The 18,493-nt window shown below is 61.5% G+C and carries 18 protein-coding genes; 10 read left to right on the top strand and 8 right to left on the bottom strand.

Going from position 1 to position 18,493, the window contains the following annotated elements; genetic code table 11:
• Window positions 1-82 precede the first annotated feature (82 nt).
• Entirely contained in the window at window positions 83-649 is a 567-nt protein-coding gene (locus KFO72_RS33545; protein ID WP_225033899.1) for a DsbA family oxidoreductase, read from the bottom strand.
• 663 nt (window positions 650-1,312) lie between these two features.
• On the bottom strand, window positions 1,313-2,230 hold the full coding sequence (locus KFO72_RS33540; protein WP_225033898.1) for a LysR family transcriptional regulator: 918 nt from the start codon (window positions 2,228-2,230) through the stop codon (window positions 1,313-1,315).
• Between the two features lie 142 nt (window positions 2,231-2,372).
• Between KFO72_RS33540 and KFO72_RS33535 the strand changes: the two genes are divergently transcribed.
• The 3 genes from KFO72_RS33535 (at window position 2,373) to KFO72_RS33525 (ending at window position 4,963) form a co-directional block, all read left to right on the top strand.
• Window positions 2,373-3,137, top strand: a complete 765-nt coding sequence (locus KFO72_RS33535) for an SDR family NAD(P)-dependent oxidoreductase (protein WP_054930569.1) — start codon at window positions 2,373-2,375, stop codon at window positions 3,135-3,137.
• A 73-nt stretch (window positions 3,138-3,210) separates the two neighbouring features.
• Window positions 3,211-3,927: a pirin family protein gene (locus tag KFO72_RS33530; protein WP_054930614.1), complete on the top strand. Its 717-nt coding sequence runs from the start codon at window positions 3,211-3,213 to the stop codon at window positions 3,925-3,927.
• Window positions 3,928-4,357: 430 nt separating this feature from the next.
• On the top strand, window positions 4,358-4,963 hold the full coding sequence (locus KFO72_RS33525) for a hypothetical protein (RefSeq protein ID WP_225033897.1): 606 nt from the start codon (window positions 4,358-4,360) through the stop codon (window positions 4,961-4,963).
• 200 nt (window positions 4,964-5,163) lie between these two features.
• Here KFO72_RS33525 and KFO72_RS33520 read toward each other — a convergent pair whose 3' ends face one another.
• From KFO72_RS33520 to KFO72_RS33510, 3 genes are all read right to left on the bottom strand, one after another.
• Entirely contained in the window at window positions 5,164-5,754 is a 591-nt protein-coding gene (locus KFO72_RS33520; protein ID WP_054930567.1) for a c-type cytochrome, read from the bottom strand.
• A gap of 582 nt (window positions 5,755-6,336) precedes the next feature.
• On the bottom strand, window positions 6,337-7,773 hold the full coding sequence (locus KFO72_RS33515; protein ID WP_225033896.1) for an MFS transporter: 1,437 nt from the start codon (window positions 7,771-7,773) through the stop codon (window positions 6,337-6,339).
• Window positions 7,774-7,797: 24 nt separating this feature from the next.
• On the bottom strand, window positions 7,798-8,271 hold the full coding sequence (locus KFO72_RS33510; protein ID WP_054930565.1) for a nuclear transport factor 2 family protein: 474 nt from the start codon (window positions 8,269-8,271) through the stop codon (window positions 7,798-7,800).
• Window positions 8,272-8,507: 236 nt separating this feature from the next.
• Here KFO72_RS33510 and KFO72_RS33505 point away from each other — a divergent pair, with 236 nt between their 5' ends.
• A complete protein-coding gene (locus KFO72_RS33505) occupies window positions 8,508-9,134 on the top strand; it encodes a TetR/AcrR family transcriptional regulator (RefSeq protein ID WP_107201515.1) in 627 nt (208 codons plus the stop codon).
• Window positions 9,135-9,261: 127 nt separating this feature from the next.
• Here KFO72_RS33505 and KFO72_RS33500 read toward each other — a convergent pair whose 3' ends face one another.
• Window positions 9,262-10,047, bottom strand: a complete 786-nt coding sequence (locus KFO72_RS33500; RefSeq protein ID WP_224101147.1) for a LysR substrate-binding domain-containing protein — start codon at window positions 10,045-10,047, stop codon at window positions 9,262-9,264.
• A 405-nt stretch (window positions 10,048-10,452) separates the two neighbouring features.
• On the opposite strand from KFO72_RS33500, the gene KFO72_RS33495 reads away from it, so the two are divergent.
• On the top strand, window positions 10,453-11,208 hold the full coding sequence (locus KFO72_RS33495) for an AraC family transcriptional regulator (protein WP_225033895.1): 756 nt from the start codon (window positions 10,453-10,455) through the stop codon (window positions 11,206-11,208).
• Between the two features lie 22 nt (window positions 11,209-11,230).
• On the opposite strand, the gene KFO72_RS33490 is transcribed toward KFO72_RS33495, so the two are convergent.
• The gene (locus KFO72_RS33490; protein ID WP_225033894.1) at window positions 11,231-12,883 is read right to left on the bottom strand and encodes a DHA2 family efflux MFS transporter permease subunit; all 1,653 of its coding nucleotides are present in this window, start codon (window positions 12,881-12,883) and stop codon (window positions 11,231-11,233) included.
• A gap of 290 nt (window positions 12,884-13,173) precedes the next feature.
• On the opposite strand from KFO72_RS33490, the gene KFO72_RS33485 reads away from it, so the two are divergent.
• The 3 genes from KFO72_RS33485 (at window position 13,174) to KFO72_RS33475 (ending at window position 16,076) form a co-directional block, all read left to right on the top strand.
• Window positions 13,174-13,833 carry an alpha/beta hydrolase gene (locus KFO72_RS33485; protein WP_054930612.1) on the top strand — a complete coding sequence of 220 codons (660 nt, stop codon included), beginning with the start codon at window positions 13,174-13,176 and terminating at the stop codon, window positions 13,831-13,833.
• Window positions 13,834-14,056: 223 nt separating this feature from the next.
• The gene (locus KFO72_RS33480) at window positions 14,057-15,109 is read left to right on the top strand and encodes a rod shape-determining protein (RefSeq protein WP_225033893.1); all 1,053 of its coding nucleotides are present in this window, start codon (window positions 14,057-14,059) and stop codon (window positions 15,107-15,109) included.
• 184 nt (window positions 15,110-15,293) lie between these two features.
• Window positions 15,294-16,076: an alpha/beta fold hydrolase gene (locus KFO72_RS33475; RefSeq protein WP_225033904.1), complete on the top strand. Its 783-nt coding sequence runs from the start codon at window positions 15,294-15,296 to the stop codon at window positions 16,074-16,076.
• Window positions 16,077-16,091: 15 nt separating this feature from the next.
• Here the strand turns inward: KFO72_RS33475 and KFO72_RS33470 are convergent, their stop codons facing one another.
• Window positions 16,092-16,493 carry a hypothetical protein gene (locus tag KFO72_RS33470; RefSeq protein WP_054930561.1) on the bottom strand — a complete coding sequence of 134 codons (402 nt, stop codon included), beginning with the start codon at window positions 16,491-16,493 and terminating at the stop codon, window positions 16,092-16,094.
• Here KFO72_RS33470 and KFO72_RS33465 point away from each other — a divergent pair.
• Window positions 16,486-16,839 (top strand): hypothetical protein, encoded by a 354-nt coding sequence (locus KFO72_RS33465; RefSeq protein WP_225033892.1) that lies wholly within the window; start codon window positions 16,486-16,488, stop codon window positions 16,837-16,839. The two genes, KFO72_RS33470 and KFO72_RS33465, sit on opposite strands and share 8 nt — an antisense overlap.
• Before the next feature lie 58 nt (window positions 16,840-16,897).
• Window positions 16,898-18,199: a citrate synthase gene (gltA, locus tag KFO72_RS33460; protein ID WP_060606116.1), complete on the top strand. Its 1,302-nt coding sequence runs from the start codon at window positions 16,898-16,900 to the stop codon at window positions 18,197-18,199.
• The last annotated feature ends 294 nt before the right edge of the window (window positions 18,200-18,493 follow it).

The following is an 18,493-nucleotide window of genomic DNA, read 5'->3' as shown; positions in this document are numbered from 1 at the left end:
GCTGCGCTCCTGAGTGCCGCCGAGCGCAGCGCTTGCGTGAAGACGTTGGGCGGCTGCGCGCCGCTGATAGTTTCACCGTCGATCACAATAGTGGGCACGGTACGAACCCCCAGGCTGTCCGCGTGCCGGCGGGCGGCATCGATCTGGTCTTACCGGCATGCGAGACCAGATAGGCGCGTACCGCATTCTCGTCGAAGCCCTGTACGGCCGCGATCGCCACAAGCGTATCCAGCACGCCGATGTCGAGGCCGTCGGAGAAATACGCGGCGTAAATGTGTTCATAAAGCGCCGCCGTCTTTTGCGGTTCGTTGCGCTCCTGGGTGAACTGCATGAGGCGATGCGCAAGGCGCGTATTCGGCGTGCGTTGCACGATGTCGTAGTTGAACCGCGCGCCAACGGCCAGACCAGCGGCTGCGACCTGCCCGTCCATCATTTGCGAGCGCGCCCAACTGCCGAACTTCCGCGTGCGGTATACGCGACGATCCATTCCGTCGATGGGCATTGACGGGTTCAATTCGAATGGCACATAGCGAATCGATACGGTTTCGCCTGCGCTGCCTTGCGCTAGCGCTGCGACAAAATTACGTTGTCCGATCCAGCACCACGGACAAATGAAGTCGTAATTGACCTCGACCTGAATGGTTTGCATGTTGCACCTTTAACCAGATAGCGCCTAGAGGATATAGCTCGCGTAGCCGCCGCAGAATCCCGCCAAAACGCAATCTCGGGTTGCGGTGAACGCAACGTTCGACGGATTTGTACTTCTCGGCCCGTACACGTAGAGTGAGGGCGCCCGCCAATCCCGCGATAAATCCGCCAGTCATTGCAATGTTCTGTCGTGAAGCATTCACCCGGGTTGCCTGAAACTAGTTGTCGAATGTCCGTTCAAGCAAACATTACTCACTGTTGATGTGGAATGTATTCAATGGGCGGCCGATCGCGCCACTTATTAAGAACAATTAAAAGCTGTTCAGCTTCATACAGGAACGTTCCGCAACAAGTCTCCTTGCTGTTAGTCGCTACCTGGCACGAGCCTGTCGATGCCGACGTTCTGAATGAGCGGGGCCATATACAAAAGAGAATCGCTAATCAAGTTTCTGCCGACTCACGTCCCGCGGCGACATAAGCCAGTTGCAACGAGGTTGCCGCCACTGTGGGTCTGATCACACCAGGTTTCGTCCCGTGTCACGGAGCCGCCCCGCAATACATCTGCCGATAGATTTTCCCCGTCGACGGCACGAGCGCTTCGACTTCATATTCGGCAAATACTGCGCCGGTGTATTGGGGTTCGCGAATCAGATTCGCCAGCGCATCACTTCGGCCATCGCCACGTAGGATCGGAGAGATGCTCAGCGAAGTAATCGGACAGCGCTGCCACCTTCGCGGGTCGCGCGCGCGCTGACGGCGTCACGAAGTAGAGACCGCCCCTCGTCAGCGACCAGTCGGTCAGGATCGCTTCGAGACGACCATCGGCCAGATATTCACCGGCGATGAATTCAGGCAGCTCGGCGATCGCCAGACCATCGAGCAAGGTGGGCAACAGTGCATCGGAATTCGTCACGCGCAGCGGGCCGGTCGGCATCACCGGCTCTTCCTCGCCTGCGTCGTTCGTGAAACGCCACACTTCGCTACGCGCGCGATATGCGTATGAGAGACACGGCCGGTCCACCAGCTCGCGCGGATGAGCGGGCCGCCCTTCGCGCCGCAGATAGTCGGGCGACGCCACCACGAATTGCGTCACCGCGCACAGCCGCCGCGCGACCAGCGACGAATCCGGCAACGCGGCGATGCGCAGCGCGGCGTCAAAGCCATCGGCGACCAGATCGACCGGCGCGTCCGATAGATGCAGGTCGATCGACACCTCCGGATAGGCGCGAAAGAAATCCGGCAGCAGGGGCGCGACCCAGTGCAACCCGAACGACATCGGCACGGCGAGGCGCACCAGCCCGCGCGGCTGCACCGACATCTCGCGCGCCGCACTTTCCGCCTCCTCGGCCTGCCGGTAGATCTCGCTGGCTTTCTCGCAGATCGTCCGGCCGAACTCGGTAAGCGACAACTGGCGCGACGTGCGGTTGAAGAGCCGTGCGCCCAGCCGGTCCTCCAGGCGGGCCACGCCGCGCGAGACCGTCGCCACGGACACGCCCATTGCGCGCGCCGCAGCCGCGAACGATCCTTCCTCGGCGACCTTCGCGAACATCGCGAGTCCTTCGAAATCGGGCAGTTTCGCCATTCGTCCTCATCTTTTCATTTTTGCAATGTTGGTTTGCAATCAATTCTATTTCGGAAAGATCAGCCCGTCGATATTCTCCTCACATCGCAGCACGCAACACCGAACCCCAACATCCCCTGAACGAAACCAAAGGAGCAACACCATGGCACGCAAACTCGACAACAAGATCGCACTCGTCACCGGCGCAAGCAGCGGCATCGGCCTCGCCACCGCCCAGCGCTTCGCGGCTGAAGGGGCGCACGTTTATCTCACGGGCCGCCGACAGGCCGAACTCGATGCCGCCGTGAAGGGCATCCACGAAGCGGGCGGCAAAGCAACCGGCGTGCGCGTGGACTCCACGAAGCTCGGCGAACTCGACGCGCTGTACGCGCAGATCAAGGAAGAACAGGGGCGTCTGGACGTGCTGTTCGCAAACGCAGGCGGTGGTTCGATGGTGCCGTTTGGCAGCATCACCGAAGAGCACTTCGACGACACATTCGATCGCAACGTGAAGGGCGTGCTGTTCACGGTGCAAAAGGCGCTGCCGCTGCTCGCCGCGGGGGCATCGGTGATTCTTACGGGTTCGACAGCGGGCAGCGCGGGCACGGCGGCATTCAGCGTTTATTCGGCTTCGAAGGCCGCGGTGCGCTCTTTCGCACGCAACTGGATTCTCGACCTCAAGGACCGTCAGATCCGCGTGAACACGATCAGCCCCGGCGCAACCCGCACGCCAGGCCTGCTCGATCTGGCCGGTGACGACGCCGCGCAGCGTCAGGGCCTCGCTGACTACCTGGCTGCGCAGATTCCCATGGGACGTCTGGGCGAACCCGGCGAAATCGCCAGCGCGGCGCTGTTCCTCGCCTCGGACGATGCGAGCTTCGTAAATGGCATCGAGCTGTTCGTCGATGGTGGTCAGCAGCAGATCTGAATGTGGCCTGGACACGCGGATGCGGTCAGCCATGATCGCATTCCCGCCTGACTCGCTCGAACGGAGTGTCATCTTGATCGAACATCGTCCTTTTTTCTCGCTCGGCGCAATCCGGCGCGACTGGCTCGCCGCACGGCTGCATTTTCGCTTTGGTGAGACCGGGCGCGCCGGCCATGCGCCGCTTGGCCCGCTTTACGTGTGGAACGACGATGAATTCGCGCCGCATTCGGGTTTCGGCCTGCATGCTCATCGCGAGGTCGAGATCGTCACGTGGGTGCGCTCGGGCGCGATCACGCATGAAGACGATGCGGGAAATCGCGCGCGGCTCGTCGCCGGTTCCGTTCAGGCGATGAGTGCGGGCACCGCGATCCATCACGCCGAGCGCAACGAGGAAGACGTACCGGCGCGGCTGTTCCAGATCTGGTTGCGCCCGCGCACGCCGGGCGGTGCGCCCCGCTGGGCGACGCGTGCATGTTCACGCGAATTACGTGAAGGCCGCTTCATCACACTGGCGAGCGGCGACGCGGACGACGTGGCCGCGGGCGCGCTGCCGATCAACGCTGATGCACGCGTGCGTATCGCGACGCTACGCGAAGGTACGAGCATGCAGCACACGTTGCCGATGCCGGGGTCAGCCTATCTGGTCGCGGATCATGGGAGGCTCGACGTGGGACACGTCCGCCTGGCGCCTCGCGACGGTGTTGCTATCCGCAATCAAGCGCAGCTTACGTTGACGGCACGCGACGACATGGATGTCGTGATCGTTGAACGTTTGCGTAACGATGCGTGAGGCGTTTCGCTTGCCAGTATCGACATTCCCGCTACCGAGATCTGCGCGAACGTCTTACCCGATAGCTCTATGCGACTGATTTGCGGTGAACAGCAGATTTAAACGCTACCTGATCGGATAGCTGTAAGGGGCGCTTTCGGCCACTCTCTGTCGACAGCGTACGCGGATGCATGCAAAGAGCGGAAGTTCGACACGGCTCGAACGGGAGATCACGGGATCGCCAGACCGCTTCTACCAACTCAGGGCAACCTCATTCGTCGCCATACAGGTGAGTGGCCGTTCAACGGGGTACCATGCGGAACGAAGCAGCATTGGTATGTCGTTGCGGTGATCGCATCGATTGGCAAACCGGTCGTTATATCCCGTCACTACTATGAGCAGCGAATTTCGAGTCCTCTTTGTTGGCAACAGCTATACAACGAGAAACGATATGCCAACGCTGGTAGCCCGCCTCCTTGAGGCAAGCATGCCTGGTATGCGGGTGAAGGCGGATGTACTTGCATTCGGCGGAGCGTCGCTAGCGGCGCACTGGAACCGCGGCGAAGTCCAAAAGCGTCTGGCTGGCCAGACATGGAATGCCGTCGTGTTGCAGGACCAAAGCACTCGGCCGCTCCGCGCATTGAGAAGCATGCAGGAATATGTGCGAAGGTTCGTCGATGAGATTCAAGCCGCCGGTGCCAGGCCGTATTTGTACATGACTTGGGCTCGGAAGGACGACCCAGCGTCGCAGGCGAAAATAGTTCAGGCGTTTCAGGGATTGGCTGAAGTGACGGGAGCCAGCGTTATTCCAGTCGGCCTGGCATGGGATCAGTTTCGCAATCTGCGGCCTGCAATCGACCTATACGAGCCCGATGGAAGCCATCCAACAATGATAGGGTCATATTTAGCGGCGTGCACTCACGTTTTCTCATTTGCCGACATTGACGCGGTCTCCGACGGGGCAGTCGAAATTAAACTAAGTTCTGTCGACGTGAACCTGCTTCATGAGATATGTATGACGGCCGCAAGAGCCGAGAAAACATTACGCTCAAGTTAGTTAGCCACGCCGCCCACTGACTAGCTCTAAAGCCGTCGGGAGGAGCACTATCAGGCAGCCGTGGGGGCCTGGAGTCGGCAGCGATCGGCCATGAGATGCCCTTTGCTCACGCTGGCGCTCGGTCATCGAGCAACGCGTTTCATGTTATAGACCCAGGAGAATCATTCAACCGACCGGGCAAGTGAATCAGAACAGCTCGGTTACTTTTTACCTGGCTCCGGTTTCGGACCTGTGAGAGCGACACCCGTGTTGTCAACCTGCGTGTTGCGATGTACGAGCTGCTCGTATTTATCCTTCGATATTCCGCGCTCGGCGTAGATAAACGCGGCCACTTGCCAGATCGCCTGATCCGACTGCGTCTTCCCGAACGAAGGCATAGCTGTCATGTTTACGCCATGCTTGATCGTCCAAAACATCAGCTCGGGCTTATTCCGACGGCTGGCAGACAAGAGCGAGGGCGCGGCGGGCTGAATACCCTGTCCGATGAGACTCAGTGGACGGTCGGGTGCACCGTGGCAGAGGGCACAGCTGGAGTCGTACATTTTCGCCCCCGAACGAATGTTTTCAAACGACAGCAGATCGCCAGGTGCGACGTCAGATCTGGCGTGCCGGTGCATCGAGGCTTCGTACGTATCATGCAGCAGCTTCGCCATGATCGGGTTGTCTTTGGAACTTGCCGAGACGTCATACATTCCGGAATACACGAAGGCCAAACCTGCAGCGACGAGCAAAAAGAACAACGCAGCAACGGTGGCGACAATCGTCGTAACTCTGGAACGGAGGGACAACATGATGTGCGTGCCGTATAGGGTTTGTGAACTTCTATTCTCCATGGCCCTGCTTACCGAACAGCGACGCGCAGATTACCGATTTGTTATCTGACCGGAGGTGTACGCCGGACATTTATGTTCACGAACTCTCGGGTTCGTCGCTGTCTGCGCAGCAGTTGCGGGTTGCGAGCCAAGGCCGACAAGGGAAACGCGTCCCGGTGTGAACGAGTGGCGGTGGGACTTTGAAAACGGACGTTGCCGCTGTCGAGAGTTGAATGACGGCAACGGGTCGACTGCTGATCGACTCGGCTGACCAGCAATCGCCCAGGTTAGCCCTTCAATGCCCGGACCGGGTTCGGCCATTTTCTGCCGGGCGGCTCTCTTGCAAAGCCGTCGTTCGAACGGCTCGTCCACTCCTGGCACCGGCCACTTAACCGACTCCTTTCGATCGGGCCGAGACGCAGCAACAGATCTATCTGGCCGCTTCCATTCCGGACGCGTCGTGCTCTTCAAACGAGACATCCCTACTTGGAGCGGTGATCGCGCAAGCGTGTCAGCAGGTGGGCATCCACTCAAGTCGACGAGCGCGATGGCGGGATGGACTCAACGAGGCGCCGTCCTTGCAGCGGCATGAGCGCTCGATCTTGAAGCGATGATAGACAGTACGGCGGAAACGGTCAGACTGCCACCGACGCACATCATTGCGACAACCAGTGCCCGGGCCAGGGTCTGCGGATCCGGTGAAGTCCCTGCGACACTGAAGAAGACACCGCCGATGACCGCGACACCGAGTGCTGCGCTGATTTGCAACGCCGAATTCGTGATGCCCGCGATCATCCCGGAACCGGTCGAAGGCGCTCGATTGATAACCGAGCGAACCAGCGTCGGCAGCGCCCAGCCTTGACCGAATCCCAGGAGTGCTACGCCCCCGAAAAGCGGAAACTGGGCCGGTATCTGTCCGGGCGCGCCGGACACGAGGGCGGCGAGGAGTACGCAGCCGGCGACCTCGAGCATCATGCCGATGGCGGGGACGCGGTCGCCGAAGAGGCGGATGGCCAGCGGCGTCGTCAGCGGCCCGATGAAGGCGCCGACCCCGAACGGCAGGAAAACCAGCCCTGTCTCGAATGGGCTCATGCCGAGCGCCCCCTGGAGATAGACGGACAACGTCAGGAAGAAAGCAGAGACGACGTAAAAGAAGAGGACGCCCGTAAGCCCGCTCATCAGGCCAGGCCTTTGGACCAGCTCCACGCTGATTAAGGGCACGCCGCCTCGGCGAGCGTAGGCCATCTCATATCGGCAAAAGGCTACGCCAGCGACGGGGCACGCGATCAGCATTGCGCAGGCCCACCACGGCCAATCCAGTTCCCGCCCTTCGACCAGGGGCACGATGAGCAAGCCCAGCGTGAGCGCGCAAAGCAGCACCCCGATCCGGTCTACCGCTGCCGGGCTGTCACCGCGGACGTCGGGTAGCAAAGGCAGCCCGAAGATCAGGACGGTGGCGACGACCGGCAGGTTGATGAGAAAGACCACGCGCCACTCCAGGTGAAAGATGTTCGCAGAGATCAAGGCACCCCCGAGCGCCTGCGCGGCTACGGCAGCCAGTCCCACCGCGGCGCCGTAGAGGCCTAAGGCGCGCGCGCGCTCCTTCTCTGGGAACAGGGCGTGAACGGAGGCCAGTCCTTGCGGTGCCATGGCGGCGGCGCTCAGGCCCTGCAGCACACGCCCGAGGATCAGCATGGCGGGTGACGATGCGAAGCCGCAGATCACCGATGTCAGTCCGAAACCCGTGACGCCGAAGAGGAAGATCCTCCGCCGGCCGAAGAGGTCGCCTAGCCGTCCTCCTGTGATAAGGAATACCGCGTAGGCCGCGGCGTATCCGGAAATGACGAGTTGCAGCTCTGCAGGACTCGTGTGGAGGGTGCTTCGAATGGACGGCAGGGCGACGTTCACGATGAAGAAGTCCAGTGGAGGCAGAAATGCTCCCACCAGCAACACCGCGAACGCCGACCATCGACGCGTGGATGAGGTTGTCATATGCATAAGTCTCGGCGGCTGCGGACCGCGTCAGGCCGGACGGCCGAAGCGTTCAGTTCCCGTGATGGGGTGCCAGTTCTGGAGCGGCGTGGCGTAGTGCATGGTGAAGGTGCGCTCCAGGAATGCCCAGCGGCCGTCGCGTCGCTGATAGACGTCGCGGTATTGGCCGCTCACCTGGAGCGTGCCCTGATCGACGTCGTAAAAGAGACAATCCGCCGCTACCAGGCCGTGGCCGTTGTCACCGTCAATCGTGATCAGGGCGTTCGCCATCCAATGATGCATGTGGGGCATGCGTTTCATGTTGATGCGTGCTTGCGCCAGGATGGCCTCCATGCCCTCGGAGTTGCCATTCGCACCCAGCAGCAGTCGCGATTCGGGATGCCAGAGAGTGGCCAGCAGCTCGATGTTCATGGTGTCGAACGCCTCGGCGTAGTTAGCGATCAGCGCATCGATGGCGAAGCGGCTTTCGATTGCGTCAAGGCGTACTTCGAGTTCTTTGGACATGGGTGTATTCCGTACCGAGTGGTACATAAATGGCTAAAAAAATGCGGGGCTTATGTAGTGGCCCCGCGCTGCTCTCAATTTACATACCGAGTAGTACAAATATAAGGGGGCGTGTAAGGCCATGTCAACCGTCCTTTTGAACGACCCGCTGCCATGCGCGGGATGTTTGCAAGTTGCGACTTGCTCAAAGATTGTGTATCGACTAGTATATATATCTTTACCGACGGAGATTTTTCATGGTTCAGCGGGGTCGGCCACGCACGTTCGACCGCGATGCGGCGATCATTTCGGCAATGCATCTGTTCTGGGAACATGGCTATGAATCGACGTCTTTGTCGCAACTGAAGGCGGCGATCGGCGGCGGCATCTCCGCGCCCAGCTTTTATGCGGCTTTCGAGTCCAAGGAGGCGCTGTACAAGGAGGCGCTGGCACGATACATGGAGCTTTATGGCAAGGTGACGCGTAGTCTCCATGACACGTCGCTTCCGCCACGGGAGGGCGTGTTCCTTGCGCTGCTCCGGTCGGCAAGGATGCAGACTGAGAGCGGCCATCCGAAAGGCTGTATGGTTGCGCTGGGCGTTGTCGAGGCCAGTTCCATCGGCAGTGAAGCCGTCACCCAGTTGCTTCGTGAGGTGCGTAGTCGCACCCGCGCCGGCTTTCGCACCTGCGTAGCGCGGGGCATCAAGAGCGGAGAACTGCGCAGCAGCACGGATCCGACATCGCTGTCCATCGCGCTCGACTCTTTCTTCCAGGGACTGTCTGTGCTCGCCCGCGATCGCATCAAGTATGCCGTTATCGAGAAGGCTGTGACTGACGCGATGGGGATCTGGGATGCCGCAGTGGACCAGTCGATGCCCAAGTAGGTCTGAAAAACCCAGAAAAGCCCCTCGTTGCCTGAGGGCAACTGAGCCGCGGACATCAGCCCATGAAGCCGATCAGTCAAGGATTGGCCCAGGAGCAAGACCGGGCGGCCGTTTTTTTCGATGCGTGTCAGTCGCGATGCAACGTCTCGATGACAAGTTGGCGGAACCAACGGATTCCTTCGTCATTGTCGAAGTTACGGTGCCAATGGACGGTGGATTCAATGTCAGGAATATCCGCCGGCATCGGATAGATTGAAAACTGGCCCGTTTCGTTGAACATAAGTGCCGCGCCTTTATGCAGTGTCACCATCCAGTTCGTGCGCTGCAGGATCTGCGGAACAACCGTGAAATGGGGCACTCGCAGTGCAATACGCCTGTGCAAACCCTGCGTGCGCAGGATGTCGTCAATCGCAAGGTGGCTGCTATCGCTGGTTGTCACGCTCACATGCAGGAATTCCAGGAATTTTTGCCGTGACAACTTCCTGACCGGTAGCCCGGAGCGCTTTCGCGTCATGCACACAAACTCATCGCGAAACAGTAGCGCGTGGTTTGTGACCGGCATGAGCGACGGAAGATTGCCTATAGCGAGATCGATTTGCCCGAGCCTCAACTTCTCCTCAACTTCTCGCAGCGGCACCTGCTCGGCTGATAGACGCACTTCCGGAGCAACGCGCTCAAGTTTCTCGCAAATGCGTGGCAGAAAAACGTGTTGCCCGATGTCAGACATCGCCAAACGAAACTCGCGCGTACTCGTCGCCGGATCGAACTCTTCGCTTTGCCGCAATGCTTCGCGGATCGACGCAATGGCGTTGCTGACCGGCACAGCCAATCTTTCCGCAGTGGCCGTAGGCAACATACCGTCAGGCGTGCGAACGAAAAGCGGATCATCAAAAAGCGACCTTTCGAAACGCACGCCGACTCCGATACGCTAATCCTGCCAGCGCACTTCCCTTATCCGTGCGCCGGCTTTATCCGGCGCACGGATACTGCCTACCGATATGAGTTTATTAGCCCTGAGAGGATTTTGGATCTGCTCTAGCCAGTTCCTGCTGCGGGGCTGCTAACTTTCGCAACTCCGCACTGGCGCGATGCAACATGATTTTATGTGGCCCATTTGCTGCCGCAAACTTTGACCACGTCTGCCGCGTGAAACTCCAACGGTGCCATCGCCCTTCCGGTCAAGATTGCCAGCAGACTTTGATGTTTTCCCATATTCATTGGACCGGCCGCGCTGCTGCACCGCGATAAAGCATGCAAGCGCGCTGCATGCTAGTCTTGATGGGTTTCGCTCCCCAACAGGGCTAAACGGACACGTTCAATGAGTGCTGGGCCCCCTGATCCCGATTCTTTTGCCCGTTCTGCTTTCGTGCTGGGCGTGCGCCACGACGCGCTCGACCAACCGTGGCGGAGCCTGCGCCGCGCGCAGTTCGTGCAGGTCGCGGAAGGCGTGCTGGCCGTGCATACGGAGGGCGGGCTGTGGGTCGCGCCGTCGCATCACGCTGTCTGGATATTGCCGGGCGTGTTGCACAGGATGTCGTCGGCGACGCCCGTCGTGTTGCGCATCCTGTATGCCGACGAGAACGCGCTGCCCGCGCCCGCGCGCTGTTGCGTGGTGGCCGTGAGCGGCCTGATGGACGAGTTGCTCGGGGCGGCGTCCGGATTCGATGCGGCCGCGCCCGCCGACGCCGAGCAGCTGCGCCTGCTGGCAGTGATCGCCGACCGCCTGCCGAGGCTGACGGAAGCGGCGCTGTCGCTGGTATATCCGCGCGATCTGCGCGCGCGCCATATTGCCGACGCGCTCGCTGCCGATCCGGCGCGCCCCGGCGTGCTCGACGATTTCGCCGGGCAGGCGTCGATCACCGCACGCACGGCGGCGCGGCTCTTCTCGAAGGAAACGGGCCTGACCTTCGGCCAGTGGCGGCAGCAACTTAGGCTGTTGACTGCGTTGATGCGGCTTGGCACCGGCGCGAGCGTCACACAGGTGGCGCTCGAGGTCGGCTATAGCGATGTGTCGTCGTTTATCGCAGTGTTCAAGGACGCGCTGGGCGAGACGCCCGCGCGTTTCTTCCGCTAGGGCTCACGCGCGGGCGTCGGCATCAATGCGCGCCCGACGCATCCGCGCCACCGCCGCCGCGCGCGGGCCGCGTGATCCAGATGAGCGGAATGATCAGCACGAAGATGATCGCCGACGCGTAGAAAATATCGTTGAGCCCCATCATCGCGGCCTGCGTGTTCACCGTGAAATCGAACAGCGCATTCGAAGTCGACGGACTCACATGCAGCAGCGACTGCGTGTTGTCGATCTGCTGCGCGAAGACAGGATTGTTGGCGTTGGCCTGCTCGGTCAGGCGCTCGTGATGAAGGATCGTGCGGTTATTCCACGCGGTGCCGGCGATCGACGTGCCCACCGCGCCGCAAAACACGCGCACGAAGTTCGACAGGCCCGCCGCGGCCGGCACCTTTGGGCCGGGTTGCCCGGACAGAATGATGGCCGTAAGCGGCACGAAGAACATTGCCATCGGGATGCCTTGCAGCAAGGTGGGCAGCACCAGATGCCATGTGTCGATCTCGACCACGTAGTTCGAGCGCATGAAGAACACGATCGCAAAGCCGACGAATGCGAGCGTCGCGATGATGCGCGCGTCCGAGCGCGGCAGCACGCGGCCCATCACGGGCGCGAGTATCACGGCGAAGATGCCGAGCGGCGCGGTGACGAGGCCGGCGTCGACGGAACGGTAGTTCAGGTACTCCTGCATCCATTGCGGCAATAGCACGAGGTTGCCGAAGAACACGCCGTAGGCGACCGAAATGGCGATCGTCCCGCCAAGGAAATTGCGCTGCGTGAAGAGCCGCAGATCGACGATCGGGTTCGGTTCCGTCAGTTCCCAGATCAGGAAGAACGCGAAGCTGATCACGGCCGTGACCGCAAGCGCGACGATCACGGGCGAGCCGAACCAGTCGAGGTCCTTGCCCTTGTCGAGCATGATCTGCAGCGACGCCACCCACGTGATCAGCAGGCCGAGGCCGACGACGTCGATGGGCAGCTTGCGGGTCGGCGTTTCGCGCGAGCGGTAGATCATCCACGTGACGCCCGCCGCGAAAATGCCGACGGGAATGTTGATGTAGAAGATCCATGACCACGAGTAACTATCCGTGATCCAACCGCCCAGCGCCGGGCCCGCGATCGGGCCGACGGTCGCCGTCATTGCCCATAGCGCTAGCGCCGTCGACGATTTCGCCTTCGGCCACGAGCTGAGCAGAATGGCTTGCGACAGCGGAATCAGCGGGCCCGCGACCACGCCCTGCAACACGCGCGCGAACAGCAGAATGGGCAGCGACGGCGCGACGCCGCACAGCCACGATGCAATCACGAAGCCGAGAATCGCGCCCACGAACAGCTTGATCTGCCCGAAGCGCTGCGTGAACCAGCCCGTCAGCGGAATCGATACGGCATTCGATGCGGCGAACACGGTGATGACCCACGTGCCTTCATCGACGGATACGCCGAGGTTGCCCGAAATGGTTGGAATTGCAACGTTGGCGATCGAGGTGTCCAGCACGTTCATGAACGTGGCCAGCGCGACGGCGAAGGTCGCGAGCGCCAGCTGACCGCCCTGCAGCGGCGGCGGCGCGGGCGGGCCTGGCGGCCCGGCCGGCTTCGAAGGGGCGGACGGCGGGGCGGACGGCGGGTCAGGTTGTTTCGGTTCGCTCAAGCGGGTCTCCGTCGGTGAAAAGGTGTCGCGCGGCATCGGTTGCCGGGCAGGCTCGCGCGGCGCATCATCGCGATGATAGTCGCAAGCGCCGAACGGCATCGGCCAGGTGCCCAGGCGCGCGGCGCAGAGCGAATCAGGAATGCGTTGTCCAGTGCCGAGCCGTGCGCCGATGTCAGGTGTTGGGCGCCGCAGACGTTTTGCCTGAAAAGCACGCAAAAATACGGGGCGCGTCGTATGCTCCCGCCTTCGCGGGCGATGCCTGATCGGGCAGCGGCGCAAGGCCCGCGGTGCGCGCCGCGCAATATGAAAGTGAAAGGATGAAGGCGATGGCCTGGGAACAATTCGACAACGGCTGGCGGCTCGCACCCGCCGCGGGACCTGCGACTTCGCTGGTCGTGCTGCTGCATGGCGTCGGCAGCAATGCTCAGGACCTCGTGCCGCTCGCGGATATCTGGCGCGAAGCGCTGCCGCAAACGGCCTTCACGTCGCTCGACGGTAGCGAGCCGTTCGACGGCGGCTTCGGCGGGCGTCAGTGGTTCAGCCTGCGCGATGTCGACGAGCAGAACCGTCCGGGGCGCGTCGCGGCTGCGTGGCCCGCGCTGCACAAGATGCTCGACGCCGAGCTTGCACATCAGGGCCTCGGCTACGGCCAGCTCGCGCTAGTGGGCTTTTCGCAAGGTTCAATGATGTCGCTGCATCACGTGGCGACGAATCCGCAAGGCGCGGCCGTGGTGGTCGCGTTTTCCGGGCGGCTCGCGTCGCCCGTCACCGCGAAGAGCGCCACGCCCGTGACGCTGATTCACGGTGAAGACGATGCGGTGATCCCCGTCGACGAAACCGAACGTGCCGCCATTGCGCTGCACGACGCGGGCTTCGACGTCGAGGCGTTCGCACTGCCGGGCGTCGGCCACACGATTTCCGGCGAAGGCGTGGCGCTGGGCCGCGAAGCCCTCGTGCGCGCGCTTGCGCCGCTTGCTCGCAGCTGATTCCTTCGCATTCCCCTCCTCAGCGCGATACGTCTTGCGACCGCATGTAAGCGGCCGTAAGACGTTTTCGAAATCATTCTCCTAAAGTTCGCCTGGCATCTGCCGATATGCGATCAAGAGCCGGAAAAAGTTTCCGAGGAACGCACGCGCAGCATCGTTGCGCCGTACGTTTGACGTTTTCGCTGCTTGCAACGCAGCTCACTTCTTTCAAAAGAGCCTGAACATGGCCAGATCGAATGCGCAGTTATCGCTTTTTGGGCGCCTTTTCCGCTCGTCCGTGGCGGTCGATCTCGGCACTGCCAATACGCTGATCTATACCGACGACGGCGGCATCGTGCTCAACGAGCCGTCCGTGGTGTGCTTCGACAAGCAGGAGTCGGCGGGACGCAGGCGCGTCGCGCTGGTGGGCAGCGAGGCCAAGCAGATGCTCGGCCGCGTGCCCGTCAACCTCGAAGCGGTGCGGCCGATGCGCCACGGCGTGATCGCCAATTTCTCCGCCGCCGAGCACATGATCCGGCAGTTCGTCGATATGGCGCGCCCGCGTCCGCTCTTCGGGCGTCGCGCGGCGTTCACGATCTGCGTGCCGGCCAGCGCGACCCAGGTGGAACGCCGCGCGATCCGCGAGGCGGCGGCTGCCGCAGGGGCGTGGAAGGTGAACCTGATCGATGAATCGCTCGCGTCGGCCGTCGGCGCGGGCTTGCCGGTGTCGTCGGCGACGGGCTCGATGGTGGTCGATATCGGCGGCGGCACCACGGAAATCGGCGTGATCGCGTTGGGCGGCACGGCGTACAGCGGCTCGATCCGTGTCGGCGGCGATCAGCTGGATGCCGCCATCATCAAGCATGTGCGCAACAACTTCGGCGTGCTGCTCGGCGAGCAGACCGCCGAGCATGTGAAGAAGACCATCGGCTCGGCGCTTGCCGTCGTGCCGCCGGACACGATGCGCGCGACGGGGCGCGGCGTCGACGACGGCCTGCCCCGCACGGTCGAGCTGTCGACGCAGGACGTGGTCGACGCGATCGCCGCGCCGCTGCGCCAGGTGCTGGTGGCCGTCAAGGCCGCGCTGGAAAACGCGCCGCCCGAACTCGTCACCGATATCGCGGACGCAGGCATCGTGCTGACGGGCGGCGGCGCGCTGCTCGGCAATCTCGCGCGCTATTTCAGCAATGAGCTGGGCCTCGAGGTGCGCGTCGCCGACGAACCGCTCACGTGCGCCGTGCGTGGCGCCGGTGCGGCGGCGAGCGCAGGGCTGCTCGATTCCGCCGCGTACGACTGACGCAATCGTTTGACATTGCTTACAGCGTGCTTTCCGTCGCGCGCGTGAGTGCCGGCGTCATGTGAAAATGAGGCTTTTGCGGCGCGCAAATCATGGATAATGCGCGCCTTTTCATTTGCCTCTCTCAGTGAATCAGACTTCCGCTTCATCCACGCTTTCCATCGAATTGCCCAACGGCTTGCGCATGCCGTACGTCGAACAGGGCGAGGGCGAACTACTGCTGTTCGTGCACGGCTCGCTGTGCGACTACCGCTATTGGGAGCCGCAACTCGCGGGTCTGTCGAAGCGTTATCGATGCGTGGCCGTGAGCCTCACGCATTATTGGCCCGCTGTCGAAACGCCCGCCGCGATCCCGTTCAGCTGGCGCAATCATGCCGATGAGGTCGCGCAGTTCATCGAGCGCTTCGGCGCGGGTCCTGCGCATGTCGTGGGTCATTCGCGCGGCGGCTGTGTCGCGTATCACTTCGCGCGGCATCATGGCCAGCACGTGAAGACGCTGACGCTCGCCGATCCCGGCGGGCCATTGCAGATTGCGGGACGCGCGCCGGCGAGCCTGCCGGAGACGGTCAATGCGCTACGCGCGCGTGCCGCGCAACTGATCGAAGAAGGGCAGGTCGACGCCGGCCTTCAGCTGTTCGTCGATTCCGTGAGCCGCCCGGGTTTCTGGGCGAAGAGCACGCCGGCCTTCCGGCGCATGGCGACCGACAACGCGCATACGCTCGCGCGCCAGTTTCGCGATCCGCTGCCTGCCTATACGCCTGAGAGCGCAAATGACGTGAAGTGTCCCGTGCTGCTGATCGACGGCGAGAAGAGTCCGCTGATGTTCCGGCGCGCGGCCGAAACGCTCGCGTTATGGCTGCCGGACGCGCGGCGCGAAACGGTGATGGGCGCATCGCATGGGATGAACCTCGCGCATCCTGCCGCCTTCAACCGTTTCGTCGACGCGTTCATTCAAGGTACGCGTTGAGCTTCTTTTAAAGCATCAGTCTTTAGCGTGCGCGTCGATGTCGAGCGCGCGCTCGGCGCCTTCGCCGATGAGGCCGCAATAGTACAGATGCACGCCGATTGCGAGCGAGTCGTGGCGGATTTCGTTGAATGCCTTCCACGCCTTGGCGGGTTCCTTGAACACGAGATAGTGCGCTTCCTGCGAGACGAGCCGCGCGACCTGATGCAGGCCATGTCCATGCAGACGGTCGACCAGTTCGTCGAGGCTGCGATGCGTGCGCGCGTCGGTGCGCGGATACAGCATGTGCAGCACGGCGACCTTTTCCGAGGCGAGTGCGGCCGACATCGCCAGTACGATGTCCTGGTGGTTCAGCGCCGTGACAGCGATGTCTTCGGCTTCTTCGGTCGCGGGAAAGAGCGTGTCGAGGTTCATGTTCATTGTGGTTATTCCTGTGTCTGACTTTAAAAAAGACCCGCCGTTTCAGTGGCGGGTCCAAGACAGCAATGTGTTTGCAGGGGAAGCTAAACACGGGTTCAGTATCTCAGACGCGATCGCGTTTGGCGTCTTGCGTAAAGCAAAACATTGTTGCTGCGGGTGCGCTTACTTTCATTTGTCTGTCGATGCGAAGCCTTGCCGGCTGGTCGAGTATTGCTTGGTGCGAGATGGATTGTTGCGCGCGAGCGATGCAATCAAACGCCGTGCGCGTCTTAGAATGCTGGTGGCTGCCGGTGCGGCAAAACGCGTACTAGCCGGCGCGCACGATTGTTGTCCGGGTGCGTTGTGAGGCGCGGCGCATCCGGCCTCGCATGTTCAGAGCAATGCAATGTCGAAAGGAATCCCTGATGAACGTATCAACGACTAAAGCCACGCTGTCGTTCTCCGATAGCGACGAGAAGATCGAACTGCCCGTTTATAAAGGATCGTTGGGTCCTGATGTCATCGACATTCGCAAGCTGTACGGGCAAACGGGCAAATTCACTTACGATCCGGGCTTCATGTCGACGGCGTCGTGCAATTCGGCTATCACGTATATCGACGGCGACAAGGGCGAGTTGCTGTATCGCGGCTATCCGATCGATAACCTCGCACAGAATGCGGACTTTCTCGAAACATGCTATCTGCTGCTGAAAGGCGAACTGCCTACTCTGGAGCAGAAGGCGGAATTCGAAGACACCGTGACGAAGCACACGATGGTGCATGAGCAGATGCACTTCTTCTTCCGTGGCTTCCGCCGCGACGCGCACCCGATGGCGATCCTCGTTGCCGCGGTCGGCGCGCTGTCGGCGTTCTATCACGACTCGCTCGATATTTCCGACCCGACGCATCGCGACGTGTCCGCGATCCGCATGATCGCCAAACTGCCGACGCTGGTCGCGATGGCGTACAAGTATTCGATCGGCCAGCCGTTCGTGTATCCGCGCAACGATCTGTCGTACAGCGCGAATTTCATGCACATGATGTTCTCGACCCCGGCCGAGGAGTACAAGGTCAACGAAGTGTTGGTGCGCGCGCTGGACCGTATCCTGATTCTGCATGCGGACCATGAGCAGAATGCGTCGACGTCCACGGTTCGTCTGGCGGGCTCGTCGGGTGCGAATCCGTTTGCGTGCATCGCGGCGGGGATCGCGTGTCTGTGGGGCCCGGCGCACGGCGGCGCGAACGAAGCGGCGCTGAACATGCTGGAAGAGATCGGTTCCGTCGACAACATTCCGAAGTTCATCGAGCAGGTGAAGGACAAGAACTCGGGTGTGAAGCTGATGGGTTTCGGTCACCGTGTGTACAAGAATTACGATCCGCGCGCGAAGCTGATGCGCGAGACTTGCCATGAAGTGCTGAACGAACTTGGGCTGCACGACGACCCGCTGTTCAAGCTTGCGATGGCGCTGGAAAAGATCGCGCTGGAAGACGAATACTTCGTATCGCGGAAGCTGTATCCGAACGTCGATTTTTACTCGGGGATCGTGCAGCGTGCGCTGGGTATTCCGACTGCGATGTTCACTTGTATTTTCTCGCTTGCGCGGACTGTGGGGTGGATCGCGCAGTGGAATGAGATGATCGCTGATCCGGAACAAAAGATCGGGCGTCCGAGGCAGTTGTTCGTTGGGGAAACGTCGAGGGAGGCTCGGCCGATCGCTCGGCGGTGAGCGTTTTTTTCATTTGTATGGTGTGGGATTGAAGGCCGCTATACGCGGTGTTTTTTGAAAGTGCAGGCGCTGCTTCCGTATGACGGGGGTGGCGCTTTTTTTTGTCTGCGATGGGGGGGCTTTTTTTGATTGCATCTGTGACTTTGCTTTTGTGCTTCATGCTTCTTTGTTCGGTGGTTGGAGCTTTGCGCTGGCGTCCTTCACGCGTCGGCGCCGTTCGGTATATTGGCCTTTGCGCGGGCATCCGCGTTACGTTAGCGTGCTTCAGGCGTCGCCCCTGTGCGGGGCGGCACC

Source organism: Paraburkholderia sp. XV (assembly GCF_020177535.1).
Lineage (GTDB): Bacteria > Pseudomonadota > Gammaproteobacteria > Burkholderiales > Burkholderiaceae > Paraburkholderia > Paraburkholderia caribensis.
Note: the sequence above shows the minus strand (reverse complement) of the source record. Positions and strands in the feature narration are given on the sequence as shown.